The organism is Streptomyces sp. NPDC006384 (genome assembly GCF_042870695.1).
Lineage (GTDB): Bacteria > Actinomycetota > Actinomycetes > Streptomycetales > Streptomycetaceae > Streptomyces.
Map to the genome: position 1 here is coordinate 1 of NZ_JBIAHR010000018.1, position 24181 is coordinate 24181.

At 67.3% G+C, this 24181-nt stretch carries 29 protein-coding genes; 13 read left to right on the forward strand and 16 right to left on the reverse strand.

The annotated features are described in order from the left end of the window. Positions 1 to 196 precede the first annotated feature (196 nt). Entirely contained in the window at positions 197 to 538 is a 342-nt protein-coding gene (locus tag ACFYOJ_RS23650) for a hypothetical protein (protein ID WP_356558297.1), read from the forward strand. On the opposite strand, the gene ACFYOJ_RS23655 is transcribed toward ACFYOJ_RS23650, so the two are convergent. The 3 genes from ACFYOJ_RS23655 to ACFYOJ_RS23665 are packed head-to-tail and all read right to left on the reverse strand — an operon-like array spanning position 535 to position 4623. Continuing rightward, a complete protein-coding gene (locus tag ACFYOJ_RS23655; protein ID WP_356558298.1) occupies positions 535 to 1386 on the reverse strand; it encodes a protein NO VEIN domain-containing protein in 852 nt (283 codons plus the stop codon). The genes ACFYOJ_RS23650 and ACFYOJ_RS23655 overlap by 4 nt on opposite strands. Next, on the reverse strand, positions 1370 to 3214 hold the full coding sequence (locus tag ACFYOJ_RS23660; RefSeq protein WP_356558299.1) for a DEAD/DEAH box helicase: 1845 nt from the start codon (positions 3212 to 3214) through the stop codon (positions 1370 to 1372). The genes ACFYOJ_RS23655 and ACFYOJ_RS23660 overlap by 17 nt, the downstream gene beginning before the upstream one ends. After that, positions 3214 to 4623, reverse strand: coding sequence for a transcriptional regulator (locus ACFYOJ_RS23665; protein ID WP_356558300.1), 1410 nt, complete (start codon positions 4621 to 4623; stop codon positions 3214 to 3216). The genes ACFYOJ_RS23660 and ACFYOJ_RS23665 overlap by 1 nt, the downstream gene beginning before the upstream one ends. 120 nt (positions 4624 to 4743) lie before the next feature. Between ACFYOJ_RS23665 and ACFYOJ_RS23670 the strand changes: the two genes are divergently transcribed. Beyond that, positions 4744 to 5433 carry a hypothetical protein gene (locus ACFYOJ_RS23670; RefSeq protein ID WP_356558301.1) on the forward strand — a complete coding sequence of 230 codons (690 nt, stop codon included), beginning with the start codon at positions 4744 to 4746 and terminating at the stop codon, positions 5431 to 5433. A 230-nt stretch (positions 5434 to 5663) separates the two neighbouring features. After that, positions 5664 to 7004, forward strand: a complete 1341-nt coding sequence (locus tag ACFYOJ_RS23675) for a DNA (cytosine-5-)-methyltransferase (RefSeq protein ID WP_356558302.1) — start codon at positions 5664 to 5666, stop codon at positions 7002 to 7004. Between the two features lie 220 nt (positions 7005 to 7224). Here the strand turns inward: ACFYOJ_RS23675 and ACFYOJ_RS23680 are convergent, their stop codons facing one another. Continuing rightward, a complete protein-coding gene (locus ACFYOJ_RS23680) occupies positions 7225 to 7854 on the reverse strand; it encodes an ATP-binding protein (protein ID WP_356558303.1) in 630 nt (209 codons plus the stop codon). Positions 7855 to 8072: 218 nt separating this feature from the next. Here ACFYOJ_RS23680 and ACFYOJ_RS23685 point away from each other — a divergent pair, with 218 nt between their 5' ends. The 7 genes from ACFYOJ_RS23685 (at position 8073) to ACFYOJ_RS23715 (ending at position 12777) form a co-directional block, all read left to right on the forward strand. Then, the gene (locus ACFYOJ_RS23685) at positions 8073 to 8918 is read left to right on the forward strand and encodes a helix-turn-helix transcriptional regulator (RefSeq protein WP_356558304.1); all 846 of its coding nucleotides are present in this window, start codon (positions 8073 to 8075) and stop codon (positions 8916 to 8918) included. Next, on the forward strand, positions 8919 to 9131 hold the full coding sequence (locus ACFYOJ_RS23690) for a DUF397 domain-containing protein (RefSeq protein WP_356558305.1): 213 nt from the start codon (positions 8919 to 8921) through the stop codon (positions 9129 to 9131). 41 nt (positions 9132 to 9172) lie between these two features. After that, positions 9173 to 10954 carry a hypothetical protein gene (locus ACFYOJ_RS23695; RefSeq protein WP_356558306.1) on the forward strand — a complete coding sequence of 594 codons (1782 nt, stop codon included), beginning with the start codon at positions 9173 to 9175 and terminating at the stop codon, positions 10952 to 10954. Beyond that, positions 10951 to 11490 carry a hypothetical protein gene (locus ACFYOJ_RS23700; RefSeq protein WP_356558307.1) on the forward strand — a complete coding sequence of 180 codons (540 nt, stop codon included), beginning with the start codon at positions 10951 to 10953 and terminating at the stop codon, positions 11488 to 11490. Before ACFYOJ_RS23695 ends, ACFYOJ_RS23700 begins: the two co-directional genes overlap by 4 nt. Positions 11491 to 11530: 40 nt before the next feature. Further along, positions 11531 to 12043 carry a nucleoside deaminase gene (locus tag ACFYOJ_RS23705; protein WP_356558308.1) on the forward strand — a complete coding sequence of 171 codons (513 nt, stop codon included), beginning with the start codon at positions 11531 to 11533 and terminating at the stop codon, positions 12041 to 12043. Positions 12044 to 12165: 122 nt separating this feature from the next. Then, complete coding sequence (locus tag ACFYOJ_RS23710; RefSeq protein ID WP_356558309.1) at positions 12166 to 12354, forward strand: DUF397 domain-containing protein; 189 nt, start codon at positions 12166 to 12168, stop codon at positions 12352 to 12354. 126 nt (positions 12355 to 12480) lie between these two features. Further along, positions 12481 to 12777: a hypothetical protein gene (locus ACFYOJ_RS23715; protein WP_356558310.1), complete on the forward strand. Its 297-nt coding sequence runs from the start codon at positions 12481 to 12483 to the stop codon at positions 12775 to 12777. A 46-nt stretch (positions 12778 to 12823) separates the two neighbouring features. Here the strand turns inward: ACFYOJ_RS23715 and ACFYOJ_RS23720 are convergent, their stop codons facing one another. Next, the gene (locus ACFYOJ_RS23720; protein ID WP_356558311.1) at positions 12824 to 13306 is read right to left on the reverse strand and encodes a hypothetical protein; all 483 of its coding nucleotides are present in this window, start codon (positions 13304 to 13306) and stop codon (positions 12824 to 12826) included. Positions 13307 to 13873: 567 nt separating this feature from the next. Between ACFYOJ_RS23720 and ACFYOJ_RS23725 the strand changes: the two genes are divergently transcribed. After that, a complete protein-coding gene (locus tag ACFYOJ_RS23725) occupies positions 13874 to 14092 on the forward strand; it encodes a hypothetical protein (protein ID WP_356558312.1) in 219 nt (72 codons plus the stop codon). 262 nt (positions 14093 to 14354) lie between these two features. On the opposite strand, the gene ACFYOJ_RS23730 is transcribed toward ACFYOJ_RS23725, so the two are convergent. Further along, a complete protein-coding gene (locus ACFYOJ_RS23730) occupies positions 14355 to 14978 on the reverse strand; it encodes a hypothetical protein (protein WP_356558313.1) in 624 nt (207 codons plus the stop codon). A gap of 267 nt (positions 14979 to 15245) precedes the next feature. Further along, positions 15246 to 15815, reverse strand: coding sequence for a dihydrofolate reductase family protein (locus ACFYOJ_RS23735; protein ID WP_356558314.1), 570 nt, complete (start codon positions 15813 to 15815; stop codon positions 15246 to 15248). A gap of 298 nt (positions 15816 to 16113) precedes the next feature. Here ACFYOJ_RS23735 and ACFYOJ_RS23740 point away from each other — a divergent pair, with 298 nt between their 5' ends. Next, positions 16114 to 16305, forward strand: a complete 192-nt coding sequence (locus tag ACFYOJ_RS23740) for a hypothetical protein (protein ID WP_356558315.1) — start codon at positions 16114 to 16116, stop codon at positions 16303 to 16305. Between the two features lie 37 nt (positions 16306 to 16342). Here the strand turns inward: ACFYOJ_RS23740 and ACFYOJ_RS23745 are convergent, their stop codons facing one another. From ACFYOJ_RS23745 to ACFYOJ_RS23760, 4 genes are all read right to left on the reverse strand, one after another. Next, positions 16343 to 17098 carry an N-acetyltransferase gene (locus ACFYOJ_RS23745; RefSeq protein ID WP_356558316.1) on the reverse strand — a complete coding sequence of 252 codons (756 nt, stop codon included), beginning with the start codon at positions 17096 to 17098 and terminating at the stop codon, positions 16343 to 16345. 194 nt (positions 17099 to 17292) lie between these two features. Continuing rightward, entirely contained in the window at positions 17293 to 17937 is a 645-nt protein-coding gene (locus ACFYOJ_RS23750) for a LysE family translocator (RefSeq protein ID WP_356558317.1), read from the reverse strand. A 226-nt stretch (positions 17938 to 18163) separates the two neighbouring features. Then, positions 18164 to 18541 carry a nuclear transport factor 2 family protein gene (locus ACFYOJ_RS23755; protein ID WP_356558318.1) on the reverse strand — a complete coding sequence of 126 codons (378 nt, stop codon included), beginning with the start codon at positions 18539 to 18541 and terminating at the stop codon, positions 18164 to 18166. A 229-nt stretch (positions 18542 to 18770) separates the two neighbouring features. Beyond that, on the reverse strand, positions 18771 to 19058 hold the full coding sequence (locus ACFYOJ_RS23760; RefSeq protein ID WP_356558319.1) for a hypothetical protein: 288 nt from the start codon (positions 19056 to 19058) through the stop codon (positions 18771 to 18773). Positions 19059 to 19120: 62 nt separating this feature from the next. Between ACFYOJ_RS23760 and ACFYOJ_RS23765 the strand changes: the two genes are divergently transcribed. Beyond that, positions 19121 to 19747, forward strand: coding sequence for a GyrI-like domain-containing protein (locus ACFYOJ_RS23765; protein ID WP_356558320.1), 627 nt, complete (start codon positions 19121 to 19123; stop codon positions 19745 to 19747). A 15-nt stretch (positions 19748 to 19762) separates the two neighbouring features. On the opposite strand, the gene ACFYOJ_RS23770 is transcribed toward ACFYOJ_RS23765, so the two are convergent. From ACFYOJ_RS23770 to ACFYOJ_RS23790, 5 genes are all read right to left on the reverse strand, one after another. Then, complete coding sequence (locus tag ACFYOJ_RS23770; RefSeq protein WP_356558321.1) at positions 19763 to 20464, reverse strand: VOC family protein; 702 nt, start codon at positions 20462 to 20464, stop codon at positions 19763 to 19765. Between the two features lie 164 nt (positions 20465 to 20628). Then, positions 20629 to 21447, reverse strand: a complete 819-nt coding sequence (locus tag ACFYOJ_RS23775; protein WP_356558322.1) for an SAM-dependent methyltransferase — start codon at positions 21445 to 21447, stop codon at positions 20629 to 20631. A 156-nt stretch (positions 21448 to 21603) separates the two neighbouring features. Further along, positions 21604 to 22179: a L,D-transpeptidase gene (locus tag ACFYOJ_RS23780; protein WP_356558323.1), complete on the reverse strand. Its 576-nt coding sequence runs from the start codon at positions 22177 to 22179 to the stop codon at positions 21604 to 21606. Between the two features lie 146 nt (positions 22180 to 22325). Further along, positions 22326 to 22676 carry a hypothetical protein gene (locus tag ACFYOJ_RS23785; protein WP_356558324.1) on the reverse strand — a complete coding sequence of 117 codons (351 nt, stop codon included), beginning with the start codon at positions 22674 to 22676 and terminating at the stop codon, positions 22326 to 22328. Positions 22677 to 23006: 330 nt separating this feature from the next. After that, positions 23007 to 24164: a peptidoglycan-binding protein gene (locus ACFYOJ_RS23790; RefSeq protein ID WP_356558325.1), complete on the reverse strand. Its 1158-nt coding sequence runs from the start codon at positions 24162 to 24164 to the stop codon at positions 23007 to 23009. Positions 24165 to 24181 lie beyond the last annotated feature (17 nt).

The following is a 24181-nucleotide window of genomic DNA, read 5'->3' on the forward strand; positions in this document are numbered from 1 at the left end:
CCGCAGCGACCTCATAGACGGCTGCCTCGCCGAGACCGGCCTGACCATCAGACCCGCCTGAGCAACCCAGCGACATCACGAGTTCAACCTCAGTAATCGATTCCGCCCCAGTTTCCTGTCCGCAGATTCCACGGCGCCTGAGGCACCAGCACCGCACTCGCTGGCGTTTACCGGGTACATGGGAGCCGGCCGGAGCGTGCTCACCGCAGAGGCGGAAGCCAACGGTCAGCGCTGGACCGGCTGGATCGACCCGGCCGATCTCGATGCCGCCCTCGACGCTGCCACTGCTGGTCTTGCCAGCGATGTGCCCGTCGGCAATGAAGCAGCACCATTGCGCGTCGACGATGAAGGCATCGTGACTTTCACTCTGGGTCCTTTCATCGTTCGGGGCTCACTCGGCCAGTGGCGAACCGCAGTCAAGGACGCGTTCGAAGATGCTCAGCCCCTGACAGAATGCCCAGAACCCAGCGATGATCAGTGGGTTGCAGAGCTGGAAGAATTCCTTCTCTCGAATGCAAGAATCCAGAGTTCCAACTAGGAAATTGACGTCCCCCTCAGCACTTCGGGCGCGGTTTCAGAAAGTATCGGCGCGATACTCGGAATGCCGGGCACGGGTACCTCGGGGGGGATGTCGAGCCGACACGACTCCCAGCGTCCTCGGGCGGTGCGGTCCGAGGGAACGTTGTCCGCGATCCATCCCTTTGGCACTGCGGCTACTTCCCTGAGTTCCAGCTCACGAGTGAGACGGACCGTTACTAGCTCCCACGCTGGATCACTCAGCATAGTTTCGTACTCATTACGCGAAATGTATACGGTAAGTCGGCTCATGCGAATCGTAGCCTTCACTTCCAAGTGAGCCGAGCACTGATCAGCATCGACGAAAATATCGTAACCATAGCCATCGGACCAGGCAGCGACGTGCTCCACCCGCCCTGCCGCTGACTCGGAAAGCAACTCAAGAAGAGCGATTTCACCCGCTGACCCAATCCTCGAGCGCTCTTCGGTATCTACTTTCCCCCACGCGGTGTTCACTTGCACGTACGCCTCTTCCGGAGTCAGGCCGAGAGATTCTGCCGCTCTCAGACAATCTTCCGGGAGCTCGTCCGGCGTGCGGATGAGCAGGCCAGCATCACGAAACCATGGAACTCCGCTCTGAGCTATCGCAGCGTTAAACACTCTGCGTTGTACCGGCGCGCCGCTGCCCACTTGGTCCAGGAGCCCCGTCTCGCTGATCCAGGCATATGCGGCGTCGTACTGGGTCGGAGTGATGTCACTAAAGTCACTGTGCGCAGTGAAGAGAGCGCGCACTCGCGCAGCACCGCTGGCTGGGAGCCTCTCCAACCAGCGGACTGCCGCGCGCAGGACCGGATCAGGCGGCACGGGCATGAAGGTGACCCATCAGCGCTTGAAGGTCTCGGTGGTCTAGGCCGCCACCGGTTGCCGGTTCTTCCTCTAGGTCGGCCAACTGCTGGACAGCCGGGTCATCGAGAATGCTCCCCATGAACTTCAGCTTGTCACTCAGCCGCTGATCAACGACTTCATCGATCGTTCCCTCCGAGGCGAGCACCGTGATCCGTGTCTCCGTCTCCGGCGCGAGACCGAGACGGTGAATACGGTCGAGACTCTGGAGGAAGCGGCCGGCTGCGAAGTCTCTGTCCACGTAAACAGCATCGTGGCAGTGATGGTGAAGGCTGATTCCCTCGCCGAGGGTGCCAGGGTTGGACAAGAGGACCATGCAGTCAGGATCGTGCCGAAAGCGCTTGATCGCGGCCTCCCGGTCAGCGTCCCCCATCCCGCCGTAGACCAGTGCGGGCGAGAATTCACCCAACATGCGTTCCAGCGTCTTAAGGCTCCGCACAAAGGTGGACCAGACAAGCGTCTTTCGTCCCTGAGCAGCGTTCTGGCTGACGATCGCAAGGACCTCACGGTACTTCGGCGACATCTCGTAGCTCGGAAGGTCCCGCATCAAGTCGAACAGCGGCGTGCCTTCAGGTACGGAGAGTGGAGGAACCCTGTACGACAACGGTTCGTGGCGCGTAGTTCCCACGGCGAGCAGCGCGGGGCTTGTCGCAGCCATGAGCATGTAGACGATGATCTTGCCGAGCGCGGCGAAGTCTCCCTCTGAACCGGCTGCGCGGGCGGAGAACCGTCCGACAAGCGCTTCGTAAACCTCCTGGTGAAGGGGCGGCACCGGAACAGTGCGCAGACTCGTGGACACAGGCGGCAACGCGAGTTCAGCTTTGGTTGTGCGCGTGAAGAGGGGTCGCAACGCCTGGCTCGCCTGAGCGAGGTCTCCGCCAGCCACGGCTTGGACCACCTTCTGACGGCCATGGCCAGGCCACACGAACCCAAAGAGGTTCTCCAGGTCTTTGACACCGTTAGGAGCAGGCGTGCCAGTGAGAATCAGCCGGTGCCTGCTACGCGGCCCGAGAGCGAGGCAAGCGGCACCGTCCGTACCGTCGGCTCCCCGTTTCATTCGGTGAGCCTCGTCGAGCAGCAGCATGGACGGCCGAGCGGCCAGCCACTGGCCGAGTTCATTCACGACGCCGTCTTGACGCAGCCGCTCGTAGTTGACGATGAGCGCGTCCGCAGCCGGGGTCGCGTCCCTAGAGAACACGTCCATGCTCAGGGGGTCGCGCAGGCAGGTCTGGTTCTCGAACTGCCATGCCTCGAAGCAGGACTTCGGCCCCACGATCAAGAGCCGTTCGACGCCTTTGTTGCGTCGCAGATTGTGAAAGACCGCGAGACCGACCCGAGTCTTACCGGCGCCAGGAACAGAGAAGTTGGCTCCGTGGCGCAGAGACAGCAGTTTCGCGATGTCCCTGCGCTGGAACGAGGTCAGCTCTGCTACCCACTCAGGGCCGAGCAGGTTGTCGATCTCCTCCGGATCGACTTCTCTGTCTGGGCCAGCCGCCGGGTCAAGCCGCTTAGCTACGGTCTGTGCATCAATCGCTGAGTCTCTGGCCAGTGCGGCCAGCTGAGAATCCCAGGCGACGCTCTTAGGCTCCGGCCAAGAGGCCAGGGCCACCAGATTCGTCAGGAGGTCATCGATCTCCACTTCCATCGTCCCAGGTGTGCGCTGCACACTGCTCTGGAACCGGAGGGCGAGACGCCGAAGCTCGCTCTCGTAACCGACCCCAGCTCGTAGACGCGCCTGCGTCACGCTGTCGCTGAAACCGATCTCCAGACTGGGCGGAGAAGGCTGCTCTGCCATCAGTTCTCCCGCGCCGCGTCGAGCAGCCAGGCAACGCCGTCACCCGGAGAGCTGAAGGTACGGCCGGCCTGCTTTGCCAGCCGGGCAAGGCTGGTCCTCAGCGTGAGCAGTGCATCGTCAAACGCATCCTCGTCAAGCGCGCGCTTCGCCCTGGCCTCAGCAAACTCGGCGGCGCACTGGTTGACGTAGTCAGCGGCGTCGGTAAGACGGGCGGGAACGGCGACCTGACGCTTCTGAAGTTCGGCGTTCGCCCCCGCCATCTTCACGGCAACGTCGAAGGTCTTGCGTGCCGACTTAATCAGCGCGTCAGCCTGAGTCACTGTCGCGGCGTCCAGCTTGTCGCCCGCTTGAGCGGCCGCCTTCGCCTGGAGCAAGGCATCCGTAAGAGCACGAGTGGTCTTCACCGCCGCGGTAGCGTCCGGGATCTCCACTCCCTCAAGTCCGGGAATCGACACAGCAGCGGACTCCTGCGCTTCCGGCCGCAGCCCATCAGGCAAACGCTCTTCCAGGTAGCGGCTGTGGAAATCCGCCTCCGCGAGGCGCACCGTGGTCTTCGCGTAGTTCAGCACCACCATGGCCAGGCGCGATTCCTTGAGCTGTTCGGCAGCGTCCGGATCCGTCTTGGCAAGCTTCGTGTAGTCGCGATGGAGCTCGCGCAGCTTCTCCTGGTGATCCTCGAAGTCAACCAGCCGCAGAACCGCGCCGTTCGCAGTCTGGCTGCGATCAATGGCGTCATTGATCAACTGGTAGACCCAACGGTCCTGTTGGAGGGTTGTCCTCTTGATGTTGAAGTCACGGGCCACGTCTTCTTCGCGTCGGCCGTCCGCGAGTTCGTCCTCGATCGCGATGAGCCGGTTGATATACGAGTACTCGCGACGCTTGTCCCGGCGCAGCTGCAGAGCAAGCTCGACATTGTTGATGTCACGGCGGGATGTGTCCGCGGGGAGGACGCCCACCCGGATGTCCCTGATGCCCAGGTCCTTCAGGGCGGCACAGCGCGTGTTGCCGTCTACGAGGATGCCGTCCGGGCTGATGATCCCCGGTTCCCTCTGGCCAACATCGTCCAGTTCGTCCTGCAGCGCTACGTAGTCAGGGTCAGTCTGGCTAGGGTTCGAGGGCCGACAGCGCAGCAGGTGATGCAGATACGTTTGCGCCGACTCGCTCCACGGGTCTTCCTCCAGAACCCGGTTCCGCTCCGGGTCCAAGGTGCGCTGTGCCCGGATACGGTGGGTGTCAGGGTTGAAGTAGAGCATGTCAACCGGCATGGAGATCACATGCAGATGCTTCTGTTCCCCCCGCCACTCCACGGTGACTTTCGCGCCATCGTCGGCCATGGCCTGCTTCAGCCGCTCGTCCACCAGTGAGCGAATCTTCTCACCCTCGGGCGGGACGCCGAACTTTACAGCCATGACCAGAACCTCCGATGAGCAGACGCAGCGTGCTCCAGCATCATGGCAGGACCCGGTGACAGAGGGTATGGCGATGACCCACAATCAGGGTTCTAGATCGCTTGGAGAACGGAGCAAGAAGTGACGCTGCCTGCCTGGGATGACCCGGACCTCAAGGCCGGAACCATGGTCCGTGGGGCGCTCTGGCTCATCCAAGTGATCGGCGAGGGAGGTACCTTCACAAAGGAGCAGATCCGCAACGCGTTCCCGGGGATCTCTCAGGCAGACCGACGCATACGTGACCTTCGGGACTACGGCTGGGTCATGCTCACCAACACTGAAGACGCGACCCTCACGGCTGAGGACCAGCGATTCGTGAAGGCCGGCGTGCCCGTCTGGGACCCTGCTGCCCGTCGGGCCGCGGCTCCGCAGAAGACCTTCTCCAACAAGGAGAAGCAGGCCATCATGGCCCGAGATCACTACATGTGCACCGTATGCGGCATCTCCGGCGGGGAGCCTTACCAGGACGACTCCAACCAGACTGCTGTACTCGCCATCACCCGCCGCAGGACGATCCTGCTCGACGGCAGCGAGGAGACGCTGCTGGCAACGGAGTGCAAGCGCTGCCGTTCTGGTTCCGACGGGAGCCCCGCGCGCGTGGATGAGACCTTGGCGGAGATCAAGGAACTTGATCCGGGCGACCAGCGCCGCCTGCTCCGATGGATGGAGCGGGGCCGCCGCGGCACGACTCCGCTGGAGCGAGCCTGGAATACATACCGGCGGCTGCCGGCGGATGCGCGGGAGGAGCTGCGGTCAGCACTCCAGCCGTGATCGCCTGACGGCTCCCCCAGCCATAGCCGTGTCTAACGGTGTCAGTGGGGCACCGTAGACTTCACAGTCTTGCCCGGCTCACCACGCCAAGCGTCCCCTTCAGGTGGAGGCCAGCGGTTAGGGTACTGCCGGTTCCTGCGCAACTGAACACTTGCTACGTCTGGGGGCGGGCGCGATCAGCGTCCCGCCCCTGCGCTGGACTCAGCCAGCGCACTTGGAAGGAGATCACAATGTCGGCGGCGGATCACAAGCAGAGGCTCGAAGTCATCGAGATCTGCGCCGGCGCCGGCGGCCAGTCCTTCGGGCTGCACCGCGCCGGGTTCACCCATCGGCTCGCCATCGAACTGGACAAACACGCGGCCCATACTCTGGAACAGAATCTCCGCCGAGTACTCAAAGAGGACGGCGTCGAAGTAGCTCACGACCTTGTAAAGGTCGGCGACGTGGCAGACCCTTCCGTATGGAACCCGGATTCCTACAAAGAAGGCGAGATCGCGTTGCTGGCGGGCGGCGTGCCGTGCCCCCCATTTAGCATCGCGGGAAAGCAACTTGGATCAAGCGACGAGCGCGATCTGTTCGCCTGGGCTATTGAACTGTGCGGCCGAATGAGGCCTAAGGCGCTACTCCTGGAAAATGTCCGAGGTCTTAGCGCCAAGCGATTCTCTGGCTATAGGCAAGCTGTTCTCGACAAGCTGCACGAGTTTGGCTACATCGCCTTCTGGAAGCTTCTCAATGCTTCCGATTTCGGCGTCCCTCAGCTGCGGCCACGGTTTGTACTTGTCGCGCTTCTGCCGGAGTATGCAAAGTACTTCAGCTGGCCTCAGGAACGCCCCGGGGAGGCGCCCACAGTGGGCGAGGTGCTCGCTGACCTCATGGGCGAGAACGGTTGGGGAGATGAGGAAGTCGCTGCCTGGGTAGAGCGTGCCAATGACATCGCTCCCACCATCGTCGGCGGCTCCAAGAAGCACGGAGGTGCTGACCTCGGCCCAACCCGAGCGAAGCGGGCTTGGGCGAAGCTCGGCGTTGACGCCATGGGTGTCGAGAACGAGGCGCCCAAGCCAGGGTTCACGCCCCGCGAGGGCGTCACAGGTCCGAAGCTAACGACGAAGATGGTCGCGAGACTCCAGGGCTGGCATGGGGAGTTTGCTGACTGGGAATTCTTGGGACGCAAGACCTCTGTGTACCGGCAGATCGGTAACGCTTTCCCCCCGCCGGTCGCCAAAGCACTCGGAGAAGCCATCAGAGATGCACTACTCCAAAAAGGCGAACCGCACACCCTGGTCGAGACATCCGAAACCGTTCACGACCCTGTATACAAACTGCTGCGCCAGCAGAATCGCCCCCTTACTGCCGAGCAAATCATCGCCAAGCTCGCAAAGTCTGGCGTAAGCATGGAACAGCCTGAGGTAGAGCGACGCTTGAACCACTTGGGCCACGACTTCGAAGTGGAAAAGACGGAACGCAAGACCGGCGAACTCGCCTACAGTCTGGGGAGTTTCAAGGCCTTCGTCGGCCAGGAAGACCATCAGCGTCACGATCTGTTCACGCAGCATCGCACCAGAATCAGCTGAGGCGTCACGAGACGAAGCCTTCCCAGGCAACTGGCCAGAGCCGTGCCAACAGAAACCGGCGACGTGACCAGCCGAAGGTGACCGACCTTCGAAGTCGCCGCCTGACCTGGGGCTCGAGGCGACAGCCCTGCGGCACCCTGCCGCAGGGCTGTGCATGTGCCAGTGCTCCTGCGTCCCTCTTTGCACTCGCGAGCCACTGCTCATCCGTGCCGGACCAGCCTTAGGCAGCTCGTACCTCGGCCTCGTAGCGCATCTGAGCTCGGTCGAGAAAATCCTCCGGGTCATGGCCGCGGGCAGCGGTCCAGTGGAGGATGTCAGCAATCAGCTCGATCGCCGACTCTTCGAAGGCGACCTCTCGCCACTTTCCCTCCGGGGCCACTCCCTCGCCTTCGCGGTAGCCCTCCAAGGCGCCGACGGCTCGCTCCATGCGCCGGCATACCCGCTCGGGCCTGAGCGCGATCTCGCACCAAACCGATTTCCCGACCGCAGTCAGCGCCGCCCCCCAGTCCACCGACAGGGCCGCGAGGAGGTGCAGACCTCGTCCACACTCGTCGTCGCATCCAGTCTCAGCCACTGACGGCAGGGAGCGGCTCTTGTCATGCACCTCTACTCGAAGCCGCTCACCGCTCCTCTCGAGGATCAAGGTCGCCGACACCCCCTCACCAACGTGCTTGATGACATTCGTCACCAACTCGGTAACCACAAGTCCGGCCTCTTCCGTAGCCCCGGGCACGCCCCACTGATCCAGTTGGGCAGTGGCAGCCTTCCGGAGCAGACGGACTTCGGCCGGTACTGCCTCGAAGGGCAGCACGGACCGGTACCGATGCTCGCCCACGCCATAGCCAGGCATGATCACTCTCCTCCCTCCCGTGCCACGCGCATGCTGCGCCTGCCGTGTCCGCACGGCTGCATTGCGTAGCGATCCGTCACCGAGAATGACACAGAGAAGTCTCTTCATGTAACTTCTCACCGGAATCGATCGGGTGAATCCCGTAGTGAGCTGGCTGCACGCTGCCTAGCCTGTTCAGGTCCCGAGCGGCTGCCCGGGGCTACGCGCAGAGGAGTCCCATGTCCGTAAGGACCACCACACGCCGACGCCAACTAGGCGCCATGCTGCGCAAGTTGCGTTCCCGCAAGGGGATGACCCTTGAGGAGGCCGGGCAGCTGGTCGGCGTATCGAAGGCCACAGTCAGCCGGTATGAGACCCAAGCGGGCCCGGTGAAGTGGATCGTTGTCGACGCGCTGTGCCGCGAGTACGGAGCGACGGACACCGAGCGGGAGACCGTCGTAAGACTGGCCAAGAATGCCAAGCAGCAGGGCTGGTGGAGCTCGTTCGCCGACTCCATCCCGGAGAACATGAACCTGCTGCTCACCCTTGAGGACGAGGCCGTACACGAGAACCACTTCTCCTGTGTCTACGTTCCCGGCCTTCTCCAGACTCGCGCCTACAGCACCGCGCTTCAGCGGGCCAACGAGGTACCCCTGTCGCCGGATGAGATCGAACGGCTCGTGGACATCCGCATGAAGCGGCAGGAGATCCTTACCCGCCCCAAGCCGCTGCGCCTGTGGGCGATCATCGATGAGTCCGTGATCCGCCGTGTCGTCGGGTCGCCTCAGACGATGAAAGAGCAGCTCGGCCGGCTGCTTGAGGCGAACGACTCACCTCACACCACGCTCCAGGTGCTCCCCTTCGCGAAGGGCGCTCACGCCGCGGCTCTCGGAAGCTTCGTCATGATCGGCGGCGCTGAGCCGGCCCTCGACGTCGTGTACGTCGACTTCCACACCGGATCGCTCTTCATGGAGAAGGATGAGGAACTGGAGCGCTACAGACTTGCGTTCGAGTACCTGCGCGCGCAAGCGTTGGACATGGAGGCGTCCTCCGACATGATCCATCGCGTCCGCAAGGAGCTGTAGATGCCGTCCGTTGGCCAACACCACTCTGAACCCACCTGGTTCAAGTCGTCGTACAGCGGAGGCAACACCACTGAATGCGTCGAAGCCGCCTTCGTGCCGTCAGGGGTGCTCATACGGGACTCCAAGCATCCGGAAGGCCCCTGCCTCAGCGTGTCAGCTGGGGCATGGCACCGCTTCCTGACCGGTCGGCCGGGGCCCGGCACAGGTGTCTGATCGCTTCGCTGGGGCGTTGATCCCTGGCGGAAGAAGCACTGTTGACCTCTGCCGTCTCTCTGAAAGAGTGGGACACCGCTGAAGGGGAGCGGGCGGCGAATGGGGCGACAGTGCCGAAGTGGAGACAGATCGCGCTTCTCCTGTGTGCCTCGGGGCTTGCGTTTGTCGCTTTCGCCTACCCACGCGAACACGACGACGTCGTAGACGCGACCCAGTTCAGCATCGCGTTCTTCGCCACGCTGCTGACCGGCGAGGCGGTCATCTTCGCGCTGACCTTCTCCGCCGCCAGCTCCTGGCCGTCCCTGCGGGCGATAGACAACCACATCGCCTTCCGGGAGTGGGTGCTGGTCGGCTGGCTCGCCGCCCTGTTCACGGCATGCGGGCTGCTCGGCGACAGCGGCGTGAGCGCCACCTACGGCGCCCTGCTCTTCCTGCTGGCCAACATCTTCGGAGTCTTCTCCTTCATCCGCCTCTTCGGTCTGGCCAGCATCGGAGGACGCAACCGGCTGCTGCGCCGTACGCTGGCGGCGGCTCTGACCCGGCGGGGCGCGAACGCCGAGCGTGCGCCCGGTGATCTGGAGAGCGACGCCATCGTCAACACCTATCTCGGCGCCATCAGCCAGTCCGCCACCAGCAATGACCCCACAGCGATACGGCACCTCGTCAACCAGCTGACCGAGGCAGAGATACCGCCTGCGTCCGCGGAGCAGGCCATCATGCTCCACCTGGACGTCCTGCACCGCCTCGCACGTGCCTCCTTGGTCAGCAGTACCGACCCCACCGAAGTGGTCGCCTGTTCCGGGCTGCTCATCGACTCCGCGATCCGTCATACCCGCCGTCTGGCTGACCCATCCCCTGCGCTCGGGGCGCTCAGCCGTTACCTGTCCTGGCTCGCCAACGCGGCGCTGCTGATGTCGGTACGCAAGGTGGCCTCCAACAGGGCGGCCCGCGAGCTGGTCGCCCTCAGCACCGATGCCCGCCTGAAGATCCTGCGCTGCGTTGATCCCGACCCGAAGTCGGCCTCCACACGCGACGAACTCGGCACCATCCTCACCACCCCCGTCCAGGTACTGCTGTGGTACGCCGACTTCAGCGAGTTCCACGGAGCCCACCAGGCAAGCGCTCTGTACGGGGTGCACGAGATCCTTACCGGCACCAAGTTCATGGGGAACTACTGGGACGGCGCCTCTGTCCTCACCCAGTTGCGCGAGAACCTGTACGGCGCTGACGCCATCACCACACCCGAAGCCAACGCCACCCGTGCGGCGTTCGGGTCCGCAGAGGAGTACGACCACTTCTGGACGCTGATCTCAGTGACCGCGTTCGCCACCCTGCGCGATGCCCGCCTGCCCCATCCGCCTGAACTCATCCGGCCCGAGTTCACTCCAGACCCCCAACTGCTGGGGGCATACCTTCGCACCTTCGCCACTCACCGATACTTCACGACATCCGAGCAGGCCCGGGGCGCCCTGCTGCGTCTCGTGAGCCATTCCACCGCGCCTGGTTCGCCCGCCTCGAAGATCCGCGCAGCGCGACGCGGTCACCATTACGGAGTGCCTGCGCCGCTCACCGAGCCGCACCAACGGCCAGCCGCGATGGTCCTCGCCATCGCCTGCCGCCTCGCGCCACTCGCTCCCGGTGACACAGACACCGAGCTGCGAGCATTCCTCGCCGGCCTTTCTCCTGCTGCGCTGCAGGCAGCTTCGCGGCTCGCAGCCCGCGTGCTGCCCGGTGCGGCAGAAGAACCGCACCCCGTGGAAGCCATCACCACGGGTCTCGGGGTGCTCCAACTGGTCGGTGCGCACACTCGGGCGGAGATATGAGCGACTCGGTCATAGACGTGGCCGCATGGCGCGAGCGCCTGGGTGCGCTGGTCGATGACGACGTGACCGCTGCCTTGGTGGTGCAGTGCAACGAGGTATGGCTCCGTCCTGAGTTCACAGCCTTCCGTAATGAAGTGGACCGGGCCCTCATGGCGGCTCATCTGCGACGTGGCCCCAGCCTGGCGATCACGCGGATCATCCTGCACAACCTTCCCGTCGCCCCGGTGGCCTCCACTCGGGCCGCCGCTGTCGGCCAGTCCTTCGACGAATGGCAGCACCGGCTGTCCGCGGCGCGGGCCCTGCTCTCTCCCAGAGCCGCCTCGCATCAGATACACCGCCTGATCCTCCGCCGGGGCGAGACTGCTGCCGTCCCGGATATGGTCGAGTTGATGAAAGACGGTGAATGGACCGACGACCACCAAGCCGAAGCAGCGCTTCGCGTGGTTGGATCCGCCGGCGCCACCACCCCTCTGACGGACTACGACGTGAATCTGGACGGCCCGTTCGGCGACGCTGACCCCTCTGTCTACATGTGAGCGCACCCAGGACGGGCTCAATCGAACGCTTGGAGACAAGGTGCCCTACGCTCCGGAGACCGACCAGGACCGCGCGTTCCTCAATCAGGCCATCGAACTGTCCCGGCATGCCCTCGAAGACGAGGGGAAGACCCCGTTCGGCGCTCTCATCGTCATCGACGGCAAGGTCGTCGCCACCGGCACAAGCTCAGTCGTCGAACTTCACGACCCCACCGCTCACGCCGAAGTCATGGCCTTGCGCGCCGCCGGTGCCAAACTGGGACGCCACCTGATGGAGGACGCCGTGATGTACTCCAGCAGCGAGCCATGCCCCATGTGCCTGGTCGCCTGCTACTGGGCCCGGGTTCCCCGCCTGGTGTACGCCGCCACCAGTCATGACGTCGGCAAGAACGGCTTCGAGGATCTGCAGTTCTACCGGCAGCTGGCCCTTCCCAACGCCGAACGCGTCCTCCTCACGGAGACCGCCGTGGGCGGCGAGACCCGGGACCTCGCGGCCAAGGCACTGTCCAGCTGGGCGGACAAGCTGCCCTTCCCTGTAGAACCCAAGTTCTGACCGGGACTGCCGCCTGCAGAGTTGGAGCGCTACATGCTGGCATTCGAATACCTCAGCGCGCAGGCGCCCGGCTTCGAGCCGACAGTCGAACTCATCGACCGGGTCAGCGAGGAGACGTGGTGATGGCGGCAGCGACAGAGCTGCACTGGTTCACGTCCTCATACAGCGGGGGCAGCGGAACCGAATGCGTGGAGGCCTCGTTCAACCCGACTGGCATCCTGATCCGCGACTCCAAGTGCTCCGATGGGCCTCTCATCGAGGTTTCGAACGATGCGTGGCACTGGTTCCTGACTACGTCGCTGAAACGCTGACCACAGACGGAAGGCCCGTCTGCAAGCCCCGTTGAGTGCTGGGACGAGGTCATTTCCATTTCTTGCCGGAGCTTGCCACCGGCTTCCCCGTAGGACACGCCCTGTAGCGCCGAGGAGCAGACGATCATGGGTGAACGGCATGCTGAGGCATTCGTTTCTGTGCCATTGCCGCTGAAGACCATCGGCGACATCCGTGCTGCTCTGCGCTCCGGACACGGCTTCCCTGATGACCGAGAGACCTTCGAGACCGACCTGCATCACGCGCTGGAGAAGTCGACGGATGCGGACCCCAAGGCCGTAGCCGCGGTGATCGTCGATTACCGCGGCCGGATCCGGCTCCGCCAGGATCCCGACTTCGATCAGGCTGTCCAGGACGGCATCGTTCTCGCGCTGCGTCTGAAGCAAGAGACGCGAAGCGAGTAACCGCATGCCACGGACCTTCCAGCTGGTTGCACCGGACGAGAATGCGTCACGCCCGCCCGTCGTCCGGCTCCTCGCCCCCGCCCTCGATGACGGTCAGGTCCGTACGTCCGCCGGCGTACGGGTCGGGGGTGCCGTCGGGGATTTTCTGCACCGCCTCCCCCTGGGCCGTGCCGTTGCCGTTGAAGACGAAGTCCGGACGGATGCGCCAGTTACGGCCGTCGGGGTAGATGAAGCCGTGGGCGGCGAGCTGCTTGAGGCTGCGCGAGACGGAGGCCTGCGACATGCCCACCCGCTCGGCGAACTTCACCTGACTCTCGACGATGACCAGGCCGTGGTCCTTGCGGTTCTGAAGGGCGCACATCTTGTGGAACAGCTTGTACGCGCTGACGCTGAGGTCGGCGTCGGCCAGGGCGTTGTGAGCCGCGTATCCCATCGTCGTGAAGCCACCTCCCCTGAACCAGAGACCGTGAGCGGCGGAGATCGACGAGTGGACGGTGAAGTCGTTCGCCTCGCCCGTCCGCTTGTTCACTGTCTCGATCCGGGTCGCTCGCCGGGCCGCACGCACAGGGTACCCCCAAGGGTGAATGGAAAGCGTGCAGCGCTGACTCATCCGTTCCAGCACTGACGACTACCGATTCGGCACTGGATACCCTAGCCCGTCTATTCAGTTCTGGATGAGACTATTCGAAACTGGAACACACCCCTCGTGTTTTCGCAGGTCAGCAGGGTGCCCGTCACCGCCCGTCTTTATAAGTAAAGGGACCCGCCGTACCTCCGCCCCTTCGAGGCCTGGGCGGGCCGCCGTTTCCGGCTGCCGGGCCGTCCTGGGTCGCTCGCCGGCGACGAGAAGGCGTGGCTGATGCCGGTCCGGGCTGAGCGAGGCACACGTGACGGGTGATCGTCCGGCTCTCCCGTCACCGTGGTGTGCTTTCGTCGGCTGAGGTCTCCAAGGGCCGTGGGTGCTCAAGGTCATTGGCTCGGAGACGGTCGGACGGGCCGGAGTCAGCCGGAACGTGCCGGCCTGAAGCGGGTGTTGTGTCCGCGCCCTCTGCTCGACGCAGGCGGTTGCGCACGACGGACGGCTACGATCCCGGTCATGGGTGCTGGAGGGCGTGGACGCGGGTGGGCCGTAGTCGAGGTTGTGGTCGCGGTGGTGTGCGCGCTGGGGGCCGCGGGTCTGTTGTGGTGGCTGGGCTGGTCCGGGTCCTGGCCCCTGGGGCTGCTGACGTCCAAGGGTGTGGCCAAGGTCGCGGTACTGGCGTTGGCGGGTCTGGTCGGCGGAGTGCTGTGGCTGCGGCAGCGACGTAAATCGTGAGGACGCGACGACCCCATCCCGTTCGGTCAGGTCGGCATTGGCAGCCTCCGCGCGTGTCGATGAGGCTGCGGACGGTTCTGCGGGCCGTCTGACGGATCTGGTTTCTCCGGGGGCGCTGGCCATCGGCTGCTCCTTCGTCCTGGGCACCGGGTTCATACTGAGCCCTTCCAGCGCTGACGTCCCAGGGGAGGTCGGAGCCCGCACGGCGTGTGGCCGAGCAGGTCGTCGTTCAGGACACCGTGGCCGGCCAGGAAACGGTCTCTCAGTATCCCCAGGCGGCGTAGACGGTGACGTTCCTGCCGTTGTCCCTGGCTCCGACGCACACGTCACGCCAGTCGAGCAGCCAGCCGCTGGAGCGGCAGCTCTCCTGCCGGAGGCCCAGTTCGCGGATGATCTCCGGGCGGGACAGGCCGTCCTCGCTGGTGACCGTCGCGGCGCGCCAGCAGCCGCCGGAACCGCAGCCGATGCCTTCGTCGACGATGCTGATGCCTGGCGGCAACGAGGGGAGGGCCTTGGACGGCGGAGCGTCCGAGCCTTCGCTGAGCAGCAGCGCGTACAGGAGGCAGACCACGAGAGTGAGGGCGAACTGCGTCCCCAGGAAGCCGACCGCTCTGTTGCGGCGGGAGGTCCATCGCGGGGAAGGAGAGTCCTCGTGCCGTCCTTCCAGTTCCACGCCGCAGGCGATGAGCAGGGGCGCGAGAACCGTGAACAGGAGGTGGACGTCGAATCCGGGGACGTCGATCCAGCCCTGCTGGACACTGACCAGCAGACCGGCTCCGGTGAGCAGCATGCCGCCGATCGCGAAGCCGACGGGGCGGGTGCGGGCGATCGTCATCCAGACGACGGCGGGCGCGACGGCGAAGAGTATCCCCAGGGCGATCAGCATGTACGGGGGGACGTGCGGTCCTGAGCGTCCGGTTCCCCACGGCCGGGGCTCGTCCCAGGCCCGTAGGCCGGGCGTTCATGCCGCGCGGGGAAGTTCCGCACCGCCTCTGCCCGGGCCGTGCCGCTGCCGCGGAAGACGAAGTCCGGACGGAGGCGCCAGTTGTTGCGGCCGCCGGGGTGGAGGTGAGGTCGGCGAGAAGACGCGCACCGGCAAGGGCGGACGCACCCGAGCCCAGCCACCCTCACGGCCGCGCCGCCGGGAGTCGTGTCAGCGGGTGGCGGGGCGGTACCGCAGGAGGACGGACCGGGAGTCGAAGGTCCGGGAGTCGACGAGGTCGAGGTCGAACCGCTTCGCGGGTTCCGGGAAGAGCGGCTTGCCGCCGCCGAGGACGACCGGGTGCACCACCACCTGGTACTCGTCGATCAGGCCGTGGGCCGTCAGCTCGGCGGCCAGGGTGGAGCCGCCCATCAGCAGCATGTCCTTGCCCGCCTCGGACTTGAGCGCGGTCACCTCGCCGACCAGGTCCGTGCCGTCGATGAGGCGTGCGCCGTGGCCGGGGTCGGTCAGCGTGCGGGAGAACACGACCTTGGGGGTGCTGCGCCAGATCGGGGCGAACTTGAGGTCGTGCGGATCGTCGGAGAGGGACTCGGCGTTCGGCCAGTAGCCCGCCATCATCTCCCAGACCGGGCGGCCGTACAGGAGGGTGTCGGCCCGCTCCAGCTGGCTGAAGGAGTACGCGGAGAGCTCCGGTCCCATCGCCGGCCAGTCGAACTCGCCCTCGGGGCCTTCGATGTTGCCGTCCAGCGAGGTGTGGACGAAGTGGACGATCTTCCGCATGGCGTGGCCTTTCGCTACCGCTGTTCCGCTGTTCCGCTGTTCCGTGGTGACGTCCTGATGACCGCGCCGGGCGGGCAAGGTCATCGCCCGGTCATTGTGTCCTGCCTCACACGTGCTTTCGATGCGGGAGGGATGCGCACCGCGGGGGCCGGTGATCGGGTGGGTACCGCAACCGTGTCACGTGTGGCGGTGGGTGTCACGGGAGTTGACGATACGGCGGGGGCGTCACCACGGCACGGTCAGCGTGCCTCCGGCCGGCAGCGCGTGCCAGCGCTCGGCGTAGTCGTCGAACCGGGCCATGATCCGGTCGATCACCGGCGAGGTCTCCCGTGCCCTCACGTACGCCGGCAGTTCCCCCGCGGGCCGGCTCGGGAGCGAGGCCGCCCTCGAGAACGGCGTCTCCGAGTACGCGCGGGTCCCGCCGGGCGGCGGGCTGGAAGACGTCACCAGCGTGTTTCGGGCGCGCATCTACGAGTTGGGCGCCTGGTGACCGCCGGAGTCGGCCGGAGCGGCCGGAACGGGCCGGTCTACAGCGGGTGGTGCACCCACACCCCCGGTTCGACGTAGACCGCGTAGTCGTGCTCGACGTCGCACTGGACCGGCACGAGGGCGCCGGGCACGACGACCGGTCCCGACCTGTCGAACGGCAGGCCGGTCCAGGAACGCCACTGCGCCAGCGTGCCGGGGATGACCATCGCGCGTTTGCTGGTGCCGACGATCCGGCCGCCGGCCCGGACGTGGACGCGCAGCCACGGGTCCTGCGGCAGGCCGTCCTCGCGGACCAGCCCCGCGTACTCCTCGATCGGCATGTCCGGGACCAGGTGCTTGCGGTTCGGCCTTACCGGGGCGACCAGGTGCGCGAACCCCAGGCGGGCCGCGTTGTCCCGCATGGCGGCCAGCATCCTGCCGGACAGTCCGGTGCCCTGCAGGTCCGTGGGGATGGTGATCTCCAGCGCCGAGACGAGGTTCGGCTTCCGGCCGGTCTGGCGGTCGCGTGCCGCGCGCCAGACGACCCCGTCCCAGCCGTCGACGGGGAGCTCGCCGAGCGCCGGGTCGCCGTCCCAGGCGAACGGCACGCTGTAGGCGCGGGCTATCGCCTGGTCCGGGGCCTCGGCGTCGTAGGCCATCAGGGCGTGTTCCGGGTTCGCGGTCCGGACGTCGCTGTAGTAGAGCTCGGCCATGGGGTCCTCGTTCACGAACACGGGCCATGGCTCGGTTTCGGCGTTCGCGAAACGGGTCTTCATGGTGGGCCGCTCGGCGAGCGTCACGATACGCAGGTCCATGATCGGACTGTAGACAGGCCGGCGTGCTCGGGCATCTGATTAACCGTCGCCGAAGCGACCCCGCTCCGGGTGCCGTGTCACCGGGCCGTGTGCGCAGTACGGTCCGGACGGTTCTCCGGACGTGGGGTGCGGGGTGGGGGCGGGGCACATGGCGTGGCGCTCCTGTCGGGGCGGCACAGGGAGGCGGGCCCGGGTCAGGTGGTGGCAGGAGTGCGGGTCAGCGCGGTGCGCAGCGCGTAGAAACCGAGCAGGCCGCCCGCTGTGAACCGCTGGACGGTCATCACGCGGGGCCGGGCGGCCAGGTACCCCGAGATCCGCGCCGCGCCCAGCATGATCAGGGCGTTCACGGTGATCCCCACGATGATCTGCACACCACCGAGCTGGAGCAGTTGCCACCAGGCCGGTCCTCCCTGCGGGTCCAGGAACTGGGGCAGCAGGGAGGCGTACATGAGAGCGATCTTGGGGTTGAGCAGGTTGGTCAGCAGCCCCATCGAGAACAGGCGGGCGTCGGAGACCGGGGGCAGGTCGTGGACCGGAGCGAAGGGGGAACGGCCACCGGGCCTGAGCATGTCCCAGGCGAGGTAGGCCAGGTAGGCGGCTCCGGCGAGCTTCACCACCGTGAACGCCGTCGGCACGGCGGCGAACAGCGCGGACAGGCCCGCAGCCGCGGCCAGCAGGTAGCACAGGAAGCCCACGGCGGTCCCGGAGAGGCTGACGAGGCCGGCCCTGCGGCCCTGGGTGATCGCGCGGGAGGCGAGGTGGATCATGTTGGGCCCCGGCGTCAGGGCCATGCCCAGTTCGATGAGGGCCACCCCTCCGACAGCGGTCAGGGTGATCATTGGTCAGCCTCCTGGTCGTTCGTCGGACGCCCGGGCCGGGACGGCTCCTCGGTTCCACGCACGGCTGTGGTGCCGCACGCGGCTGTGCCGCATCGACGGCGCCCGCCGCCTGCGGAGTACGGCCTCGCCGCCCACCGTCTTCGTACGCCCCGGTTCTGCTCCTCGGGAACATCGGTGCGATGGAGTGATCAGCCTACCGATGTCCTCGCGGGGAAGCCGGGGGTGTTCAGGGCGTGGACGGTTCGATCTCGCCCGCGAACACGATCACTTGGTCGATGAGACTCCGCCGCAGGTGGACGACGTCCGTCCCGGCCAGGCGGGGGCCTCCGCCCGGTGTGGTGAAGGCCCATCTGTACCGGGCCCACTCGTCGGGCATGTCCACCGCCGAGCAGCGCACCATCGTGCCGGGACCCGCCGGGTGGCTGCGGATGTCGTGTACGAACTGCTCGACCGCCTCGATCCCCTCCCGGCGGCCGAGCGGCCCCCAGAAGACGACGTCCGAGGTCAGGGCCTGGGAGAGCAGCGCGGTGACGTAGCTGTCGTCCGAGGCGTTGAAGGCGGAGAGGAACGTGTCGATGGCGGACCGTGCGGTCTCTTCCTGCATGCCCCAGTAATACCAGCCGCTCCGCGGGCCGCGCTCATGCCGTGAACCGCCGTCCGGTCGGGGCGAACCGTCCCGGGCGCAGCACCGGGACGCACTGGGCCGCGTCCATGTCCCTGCGGTGCGGGGCGTGTTGGTGGCTCGGGTGGCCTGTCGGGCCACCTGCCCGCCCGCGTTGCGGATCAGCCGCTGGAGCACCTTCAGCGTGGTGACTCACTGAACTGCGCTGTCCTCACGCGGCGATGGGAGCCCACGGCTCGTCCGCCATGAAGCGTCTGCGGAACACCGTGCCGGGGGCGGCGAGGGCCGCCGCGAGCGCCTCCGCCGGTATCTTGCCGCTCATGGCCCGCCGGGGGACCCTGCGGTAACCGAGGGCGCGGAGGAGGTCCGTGGCGGTCGCCCAGTCGTCGGCGGCCACCACCGTCTCGTCCAGGGCGTCGCAGGCGTTGGTCGCGTCGACCAGGGCCGCGTACACGACGACGAGCCCCGCCACCCGCGCCTTGGCGGTCATGTTCCCCATACGCACCTTCCCCTCCCGCACCGACCTGTACGGCCGCCGACGCACCAGGAAGGCACCCTGGCATGACCACCAAGTACGACGTCAAACGCGAACTGAAGGCGTACTACGCCCCGAAGAACACCGACTGGGAGCTCGTCGACGTCCCCGAGCTCCGCTACCTCGCCGTCGACGGGCACGGCGACCCGAACACGAGCGCCGCCTACCGCGGCGCGGTCGAGGCGCTCTACTCGGTCGCCTACACCGTCAAGTTCGCGAGCAAGGGCGAGCTCGGCAGGGACTTCGTCGTCGGCCCGCTCGAAGGGCTGTGGTGGGCGGACGACTGGGACGACTTCCTGGCCCGGCGCAAGGACGACTGGCACTGGCGGATGCTGATCAACGTCCCCGGCTGGATCACCGACGGCATGATCGAGGACGCCCGGCGCGCCGCCCTCGCCAGGAAGGGCTTCCCGGCCATCGCGGACGTCCGGGCACAGACCCTGCGCGAGGGCACCAGCGCCCAGGTCCTCCACATCGGCTCCTACGACGACGAGACGCCGGTCCTGACCAGGCTGCACCGCGAGTACCTGCCCGCCAACAACCTGCGGGAGACGGGGCTGCACCACGAGATCTACCTCAGCGACCCGCGCCGGACCGACCCCGCCAGGCTCAGGACGGTCCTGCGGCAGCCCGTGGAGAAGCGGTCGGGCTGAGCGGGGCGCGTCGGCTCAGCTCCGCAGTTCCGCGAGGCGTTCGAGGTCGTCGCGCACCGTCTCCCGTTCCCGTGCGGTGAGGGGGAGCGCGGCGGCCTCGGCGAGTGCGGAGGCGGCGGTCTCCTCGTCGCCGAGGCGCACGGCGACGTCCGCCCGGAGCACCAGGAGGCGGAGCGACTGCACCGGTGTGGGCCGCTCGTCCTCAAGGCGCAGCACCCGGTCGATGACCTTCGCCGCGGCGGCCGGGTCGTCCCTCGAGTCCGCGAGGAGCGCCGCGTGGTGCAGGGCCCGGGGGAAGGTCCCCTCGGGGGCGGGCCGGTGGTGGACGTCCCGGCTCGTCTGCCGGCCGATGCGCAGGCAGTTGCCGCCCGGGTCGGTCACGAGGAACTGCCGTACGCCGTGCGACGTGTCCTTCAGCGGTCCCATGCGCGGCAGTCCGCGGGTGGGGACGCGTCCGTAGGCCGCCTTCAGTCCGGCCCGGAATGCCTCGTGCAGCCCGTCGACGTCGTCGGTGCGGATGTAGCACGTGCTGTACGACTCCTCCGGTTCGTAGTGCTTCATTCCGAAGAAGTGGAGCTGGATGCCGCCGCGCTCCACGACCGCGTACGGGTTGGGGCTCTTCTGCCGGAAGGTCACCTCGAAGCCGAGGGCGGTGTAGAAGTCGAGGACGGGCTGGAGGGTCCGGCACGGCAGCATCGGGATCGTCTTCTCGCTCATGCCCGGGAGTCTAGTCAAATTTGCTTAGTTGGGGGTGGGTCGTGCCGTGCGGGAACGTGGTGGTCCCGCACGGCACGGGGTGGGTCAGATGCCGAACGGGGCGGCGTAGTGGACGGTTCCGGCGGTCACGGGGGCGCCGGGCCCGGTGTCGTCGGTCGCTCCGCTCACGGCTTGCGGGCCACCCCGCAGTAGGCGTCGACGTGGCCGACGGCCGGGGCGCCGGGGTCCGGGCGCCAGGACGGGACCTGGGTGACGCCGGGATCCACCAGCTCCAGGCCGTCGAAGAAGCCGGCGATCTCCTCGACGCTGCGCACGTGGTACGGCTTCGCGCCGCTGGCGTTGTACGCCTCCGAGGCGGCGATCATGCCCTCGCTCGTGGCGGTTCCGTCGCCGAGGACCAGGTAACTGCCCGACGGGAGGCCCGCCAGCAGGCTGCGCACCAGGTCACGGGCCTGGCCGTAGTCGCCGACGTGGCCGAGGATGTTGAGGATGACCAGGGCGATCGGCCGGGAGAAGTCGAGGGTGTCGGCGGCCGCCGCCAGGATGGCGTCGGTGTCGTAGAGGTCGGCGTCCAGGTAGGCGGTACGGCCCTCGGGGGTGCTGGTGAGCAGGGCGTCGGCGTGGGCCAGCACGACCGGGTCGTTGTCGACGTACACGATGCGGGCGTCGGGGGCCTCGCGCTGGGCCACCTCGTGGGTGTTGTCGGCGGTGGGCAGGCCGGTGCCGACGTCCAGGAACTGACGGACGCCCTCCTCCCGGACCAGGTGGCGGACGGCGCGCCCCAGGAACTGCCGGCTGGTGACGGCCACGTCGACGAGGCCGGGGAAGATCTCCTTGATCTGGTCCCCGATCTCCCGGTCGACCTCGTAGTGGTCCTTGCCGCCGACGAAGTAGTTCCAGAAGCGGGCCGAGTGCGGGACCGAGGTGTCGATCCGGGCCCGGACCTCCGCGCTCGCGGTGACCTGAGAGGGGGTGTCTGACACGGCGGTTTCTCCTACGGATTGGCGTGGACGATCAGACCCCAACCTAGTGCGGAAGACACCGGTCCGGGGCGAACATCCGTGTGCAGCCGGTCAGTTCCCTCCGGGAGGTGCGCGCGGACGGCCGCTGTCCCCCGCCGGCGGCCGTCCGCGGGCCGGTCAGGACACCACGCGCAGGTGGGTCGGCCAGCCGTTGCGGTCCAGGAGGCGGAACATCTTCTTGATGTCCGTCGGGTTCAGCTTCACGCAGCCGTTGGACTTGTAGTCGCCGGCGCCGTCCCAGCGGCGGGCCTCGGACGTGCCCGCGCTGCCGTCGCGGTTCATCTCGGAGTGGATGAACATCTCCGTGCGGGTCACGGTGCCCTTGGAGCACTTCATGTCCTGCAGGTAGACGGCGTAGCCCTTGATGAGATTGCCGTTGTAGGTGCGGGACTTGAGCTTGATCTTCCAGTTGCCGTTGGGCATCCAGCCCTTGCCCCGGGCGCAGTCGTCCTTGACGCCGGTGCCCGAGCCGGCCCGGTAGGTGGCCAGGAGCTTCTTGCCCTTGTAGACGGAGAGCCGCGAGTCGGTGGGGGTCGTCTGGTTCTTGTCGAACACCAGGGTCGTCGCCGGGGCCGCTGCCGCCGCCGGGGCTCCGGTGGGGCTCTGCGCCACCGCCGCCGGGGCCAGGGCCAGGGCGGCCGCCACGGTTCCGGCGACCAGGGCACCGCGCAGCTGACGTCCGTTGCTGTTCATGTGGGCTCGCTTCCTCGTTTCTTCTCGCCGGCGCGGTGCCGTCGTGGGCCGCGCACAGGTAAGTGGATGGATGGGTGGGTGGGTGGCGTGATGGTGGAGGGACGGCGGGCGGGGCGGGGCCGCCCCGCCCGCCGTCCGGTGCCGGGTCAGGCGATGGCCAGGCGGACCTCCGCCTTCTTCGTCTTGGTGAAGGTGAAGGAGAAGTGCTCGCGGACGCCCGAGCTGCAGGCCGTCGCCCTCTTGGTCACACCGTTGCCGCCCACGACGCGGACCAGGGCGCACTTGCCGTCCATGCGGGTGTCCTGGAGCCAGCCGGACACCTTCACGTTGTTGCCCGAGCAGCTCAGGGACCAGTGGGCACTCGCCCCGTCGATCACCGGGGACGCCGACGACGGGCACGTGGCCGCGCTCGCCGGGCCGGCTGCGCCCACTGCCAGGCCGCCGGCGAGGACGACGGCCGACAGGAGGGAGGTGACGGACTTGCGGAGAGCAGACATGAGGATGCCCCTTCGTGTTCGTGCGGAGAGCGGAGAACCGCGGACTGCGGACCGAGAGCTGACGGAACCGGCCGGGAAGGGACGCCGTACACGCCGTACATGTCGTACGCGCCGTCCGCGTCGCCCCGCCGGCGGGGGCGGGGCGGGCCGGAGCTCCGGTCGCGGCACCAGCATCACCGGGCGGGACAGGCCCGGGCAGCCGATTGCGGGAACTTGCCCAGGTGCATCCATGCACCGCATGAAAGAAGCCTCTGACCTGCGGTTATGCCCTCATGCAGGGACCTGCGCGGCATGGCACGGAGGGGCGGGCCCGCATACGTGCCGTCCCGCTCAGGCGGCCGTGGGCGCGGACCCGGACCCCGGGCCGCTCGTGGCCGTCTGGTACGCGGGGGCGCTGACGGGCCGGAGCTGTTTCGCCAGCAGGTACAGCCAGGTCTCCGTGTCCGCCCGGCCGGTCGCGGGCAGACGGCAGCTCTTCTGGAAGAACCGCAGGTCCGCGGTGGTCACCGGGGTGAACCTGCCCGACACCACTGTGCCGCCCAGGCCGACGTTGTCCAGGAGTTCCTGCAGGGCCAGGACGTGCGGGCCGCTGTCCCCGGGGCCGGCCGGCCGCACCAGTTCGGGCCAGGTGTCCTCGCCCACCTTGCCGTCGGGCGACAGGTGCCGGCTGCGCTGGAAGGCCATGACGGCGTCCCGTGTCTTCGCGCCGAAGAAGCCGTCCGCCCTGACCTTGTGGCCGTGCGAGTTCAGCAGGTGCTGCAGGGCACGGCCGTGGGTGTACTGGTCCTCGCTCTTCATCCGCAGCACCGGCCACTGGGGCGGCTCCTCGTCCGAAGCCACGGCACCGGCCGCGCCGACAGCGGAGATCTCACGGTCCGGGGCGATCAGCTTGTGGACGCCGGCTCCGGCGGCGAAGGCCAGGACCAGGGCCGCCACCATCAGCGTGAGCAGCGCCCCCCGGGGGCGGGGTCGGCCCGGCGTGCCGTCGGCCGCGTCGGCGGTCCCGGGTTCAGGGCCGGTGCCGGTGGCGGTGGCGGTGGCGGTGGCGGGTTCGGTGACAGTGCCGGTGGCGGGCGTGTCGGCGGGGTCGGGACCGCCGGTGGTGCCGGGCCCGGTGACGTCCGGCGCCTTCCCCGTGCCGGAGCCGGCCGTGGACGTCCGCCTGCCGCCGGGGGACCGCTGGCGGTTGCTCTCCTCCAGCGCGGCCCTGCACAACTCCCGTGCCCGAGGGAGATCCGCCGCCGGAGCACGCAGCTGGGAGTGCAGGGCCTCCACCACGCGTGGCGGCGCGTTCAGGGTGTGCTTCGGGTTCAGATAACGCGAGAGCGTGGTCTGGTCGACGCCGAGCCTGGCGGCCAGCGCCTGCTGGGTCGGCCGGGTGCCGCCGGGCGCGTGCCCGGCCTCCTCCCACCAGCGCCGGAGCATGCGCGCCAGCTGCTGCCCCGGCGCGTGTTCCCGGCTGCCCGAGCCCTGCTGCCCGTACGCCATGTCGTCTCTCCCCGTCC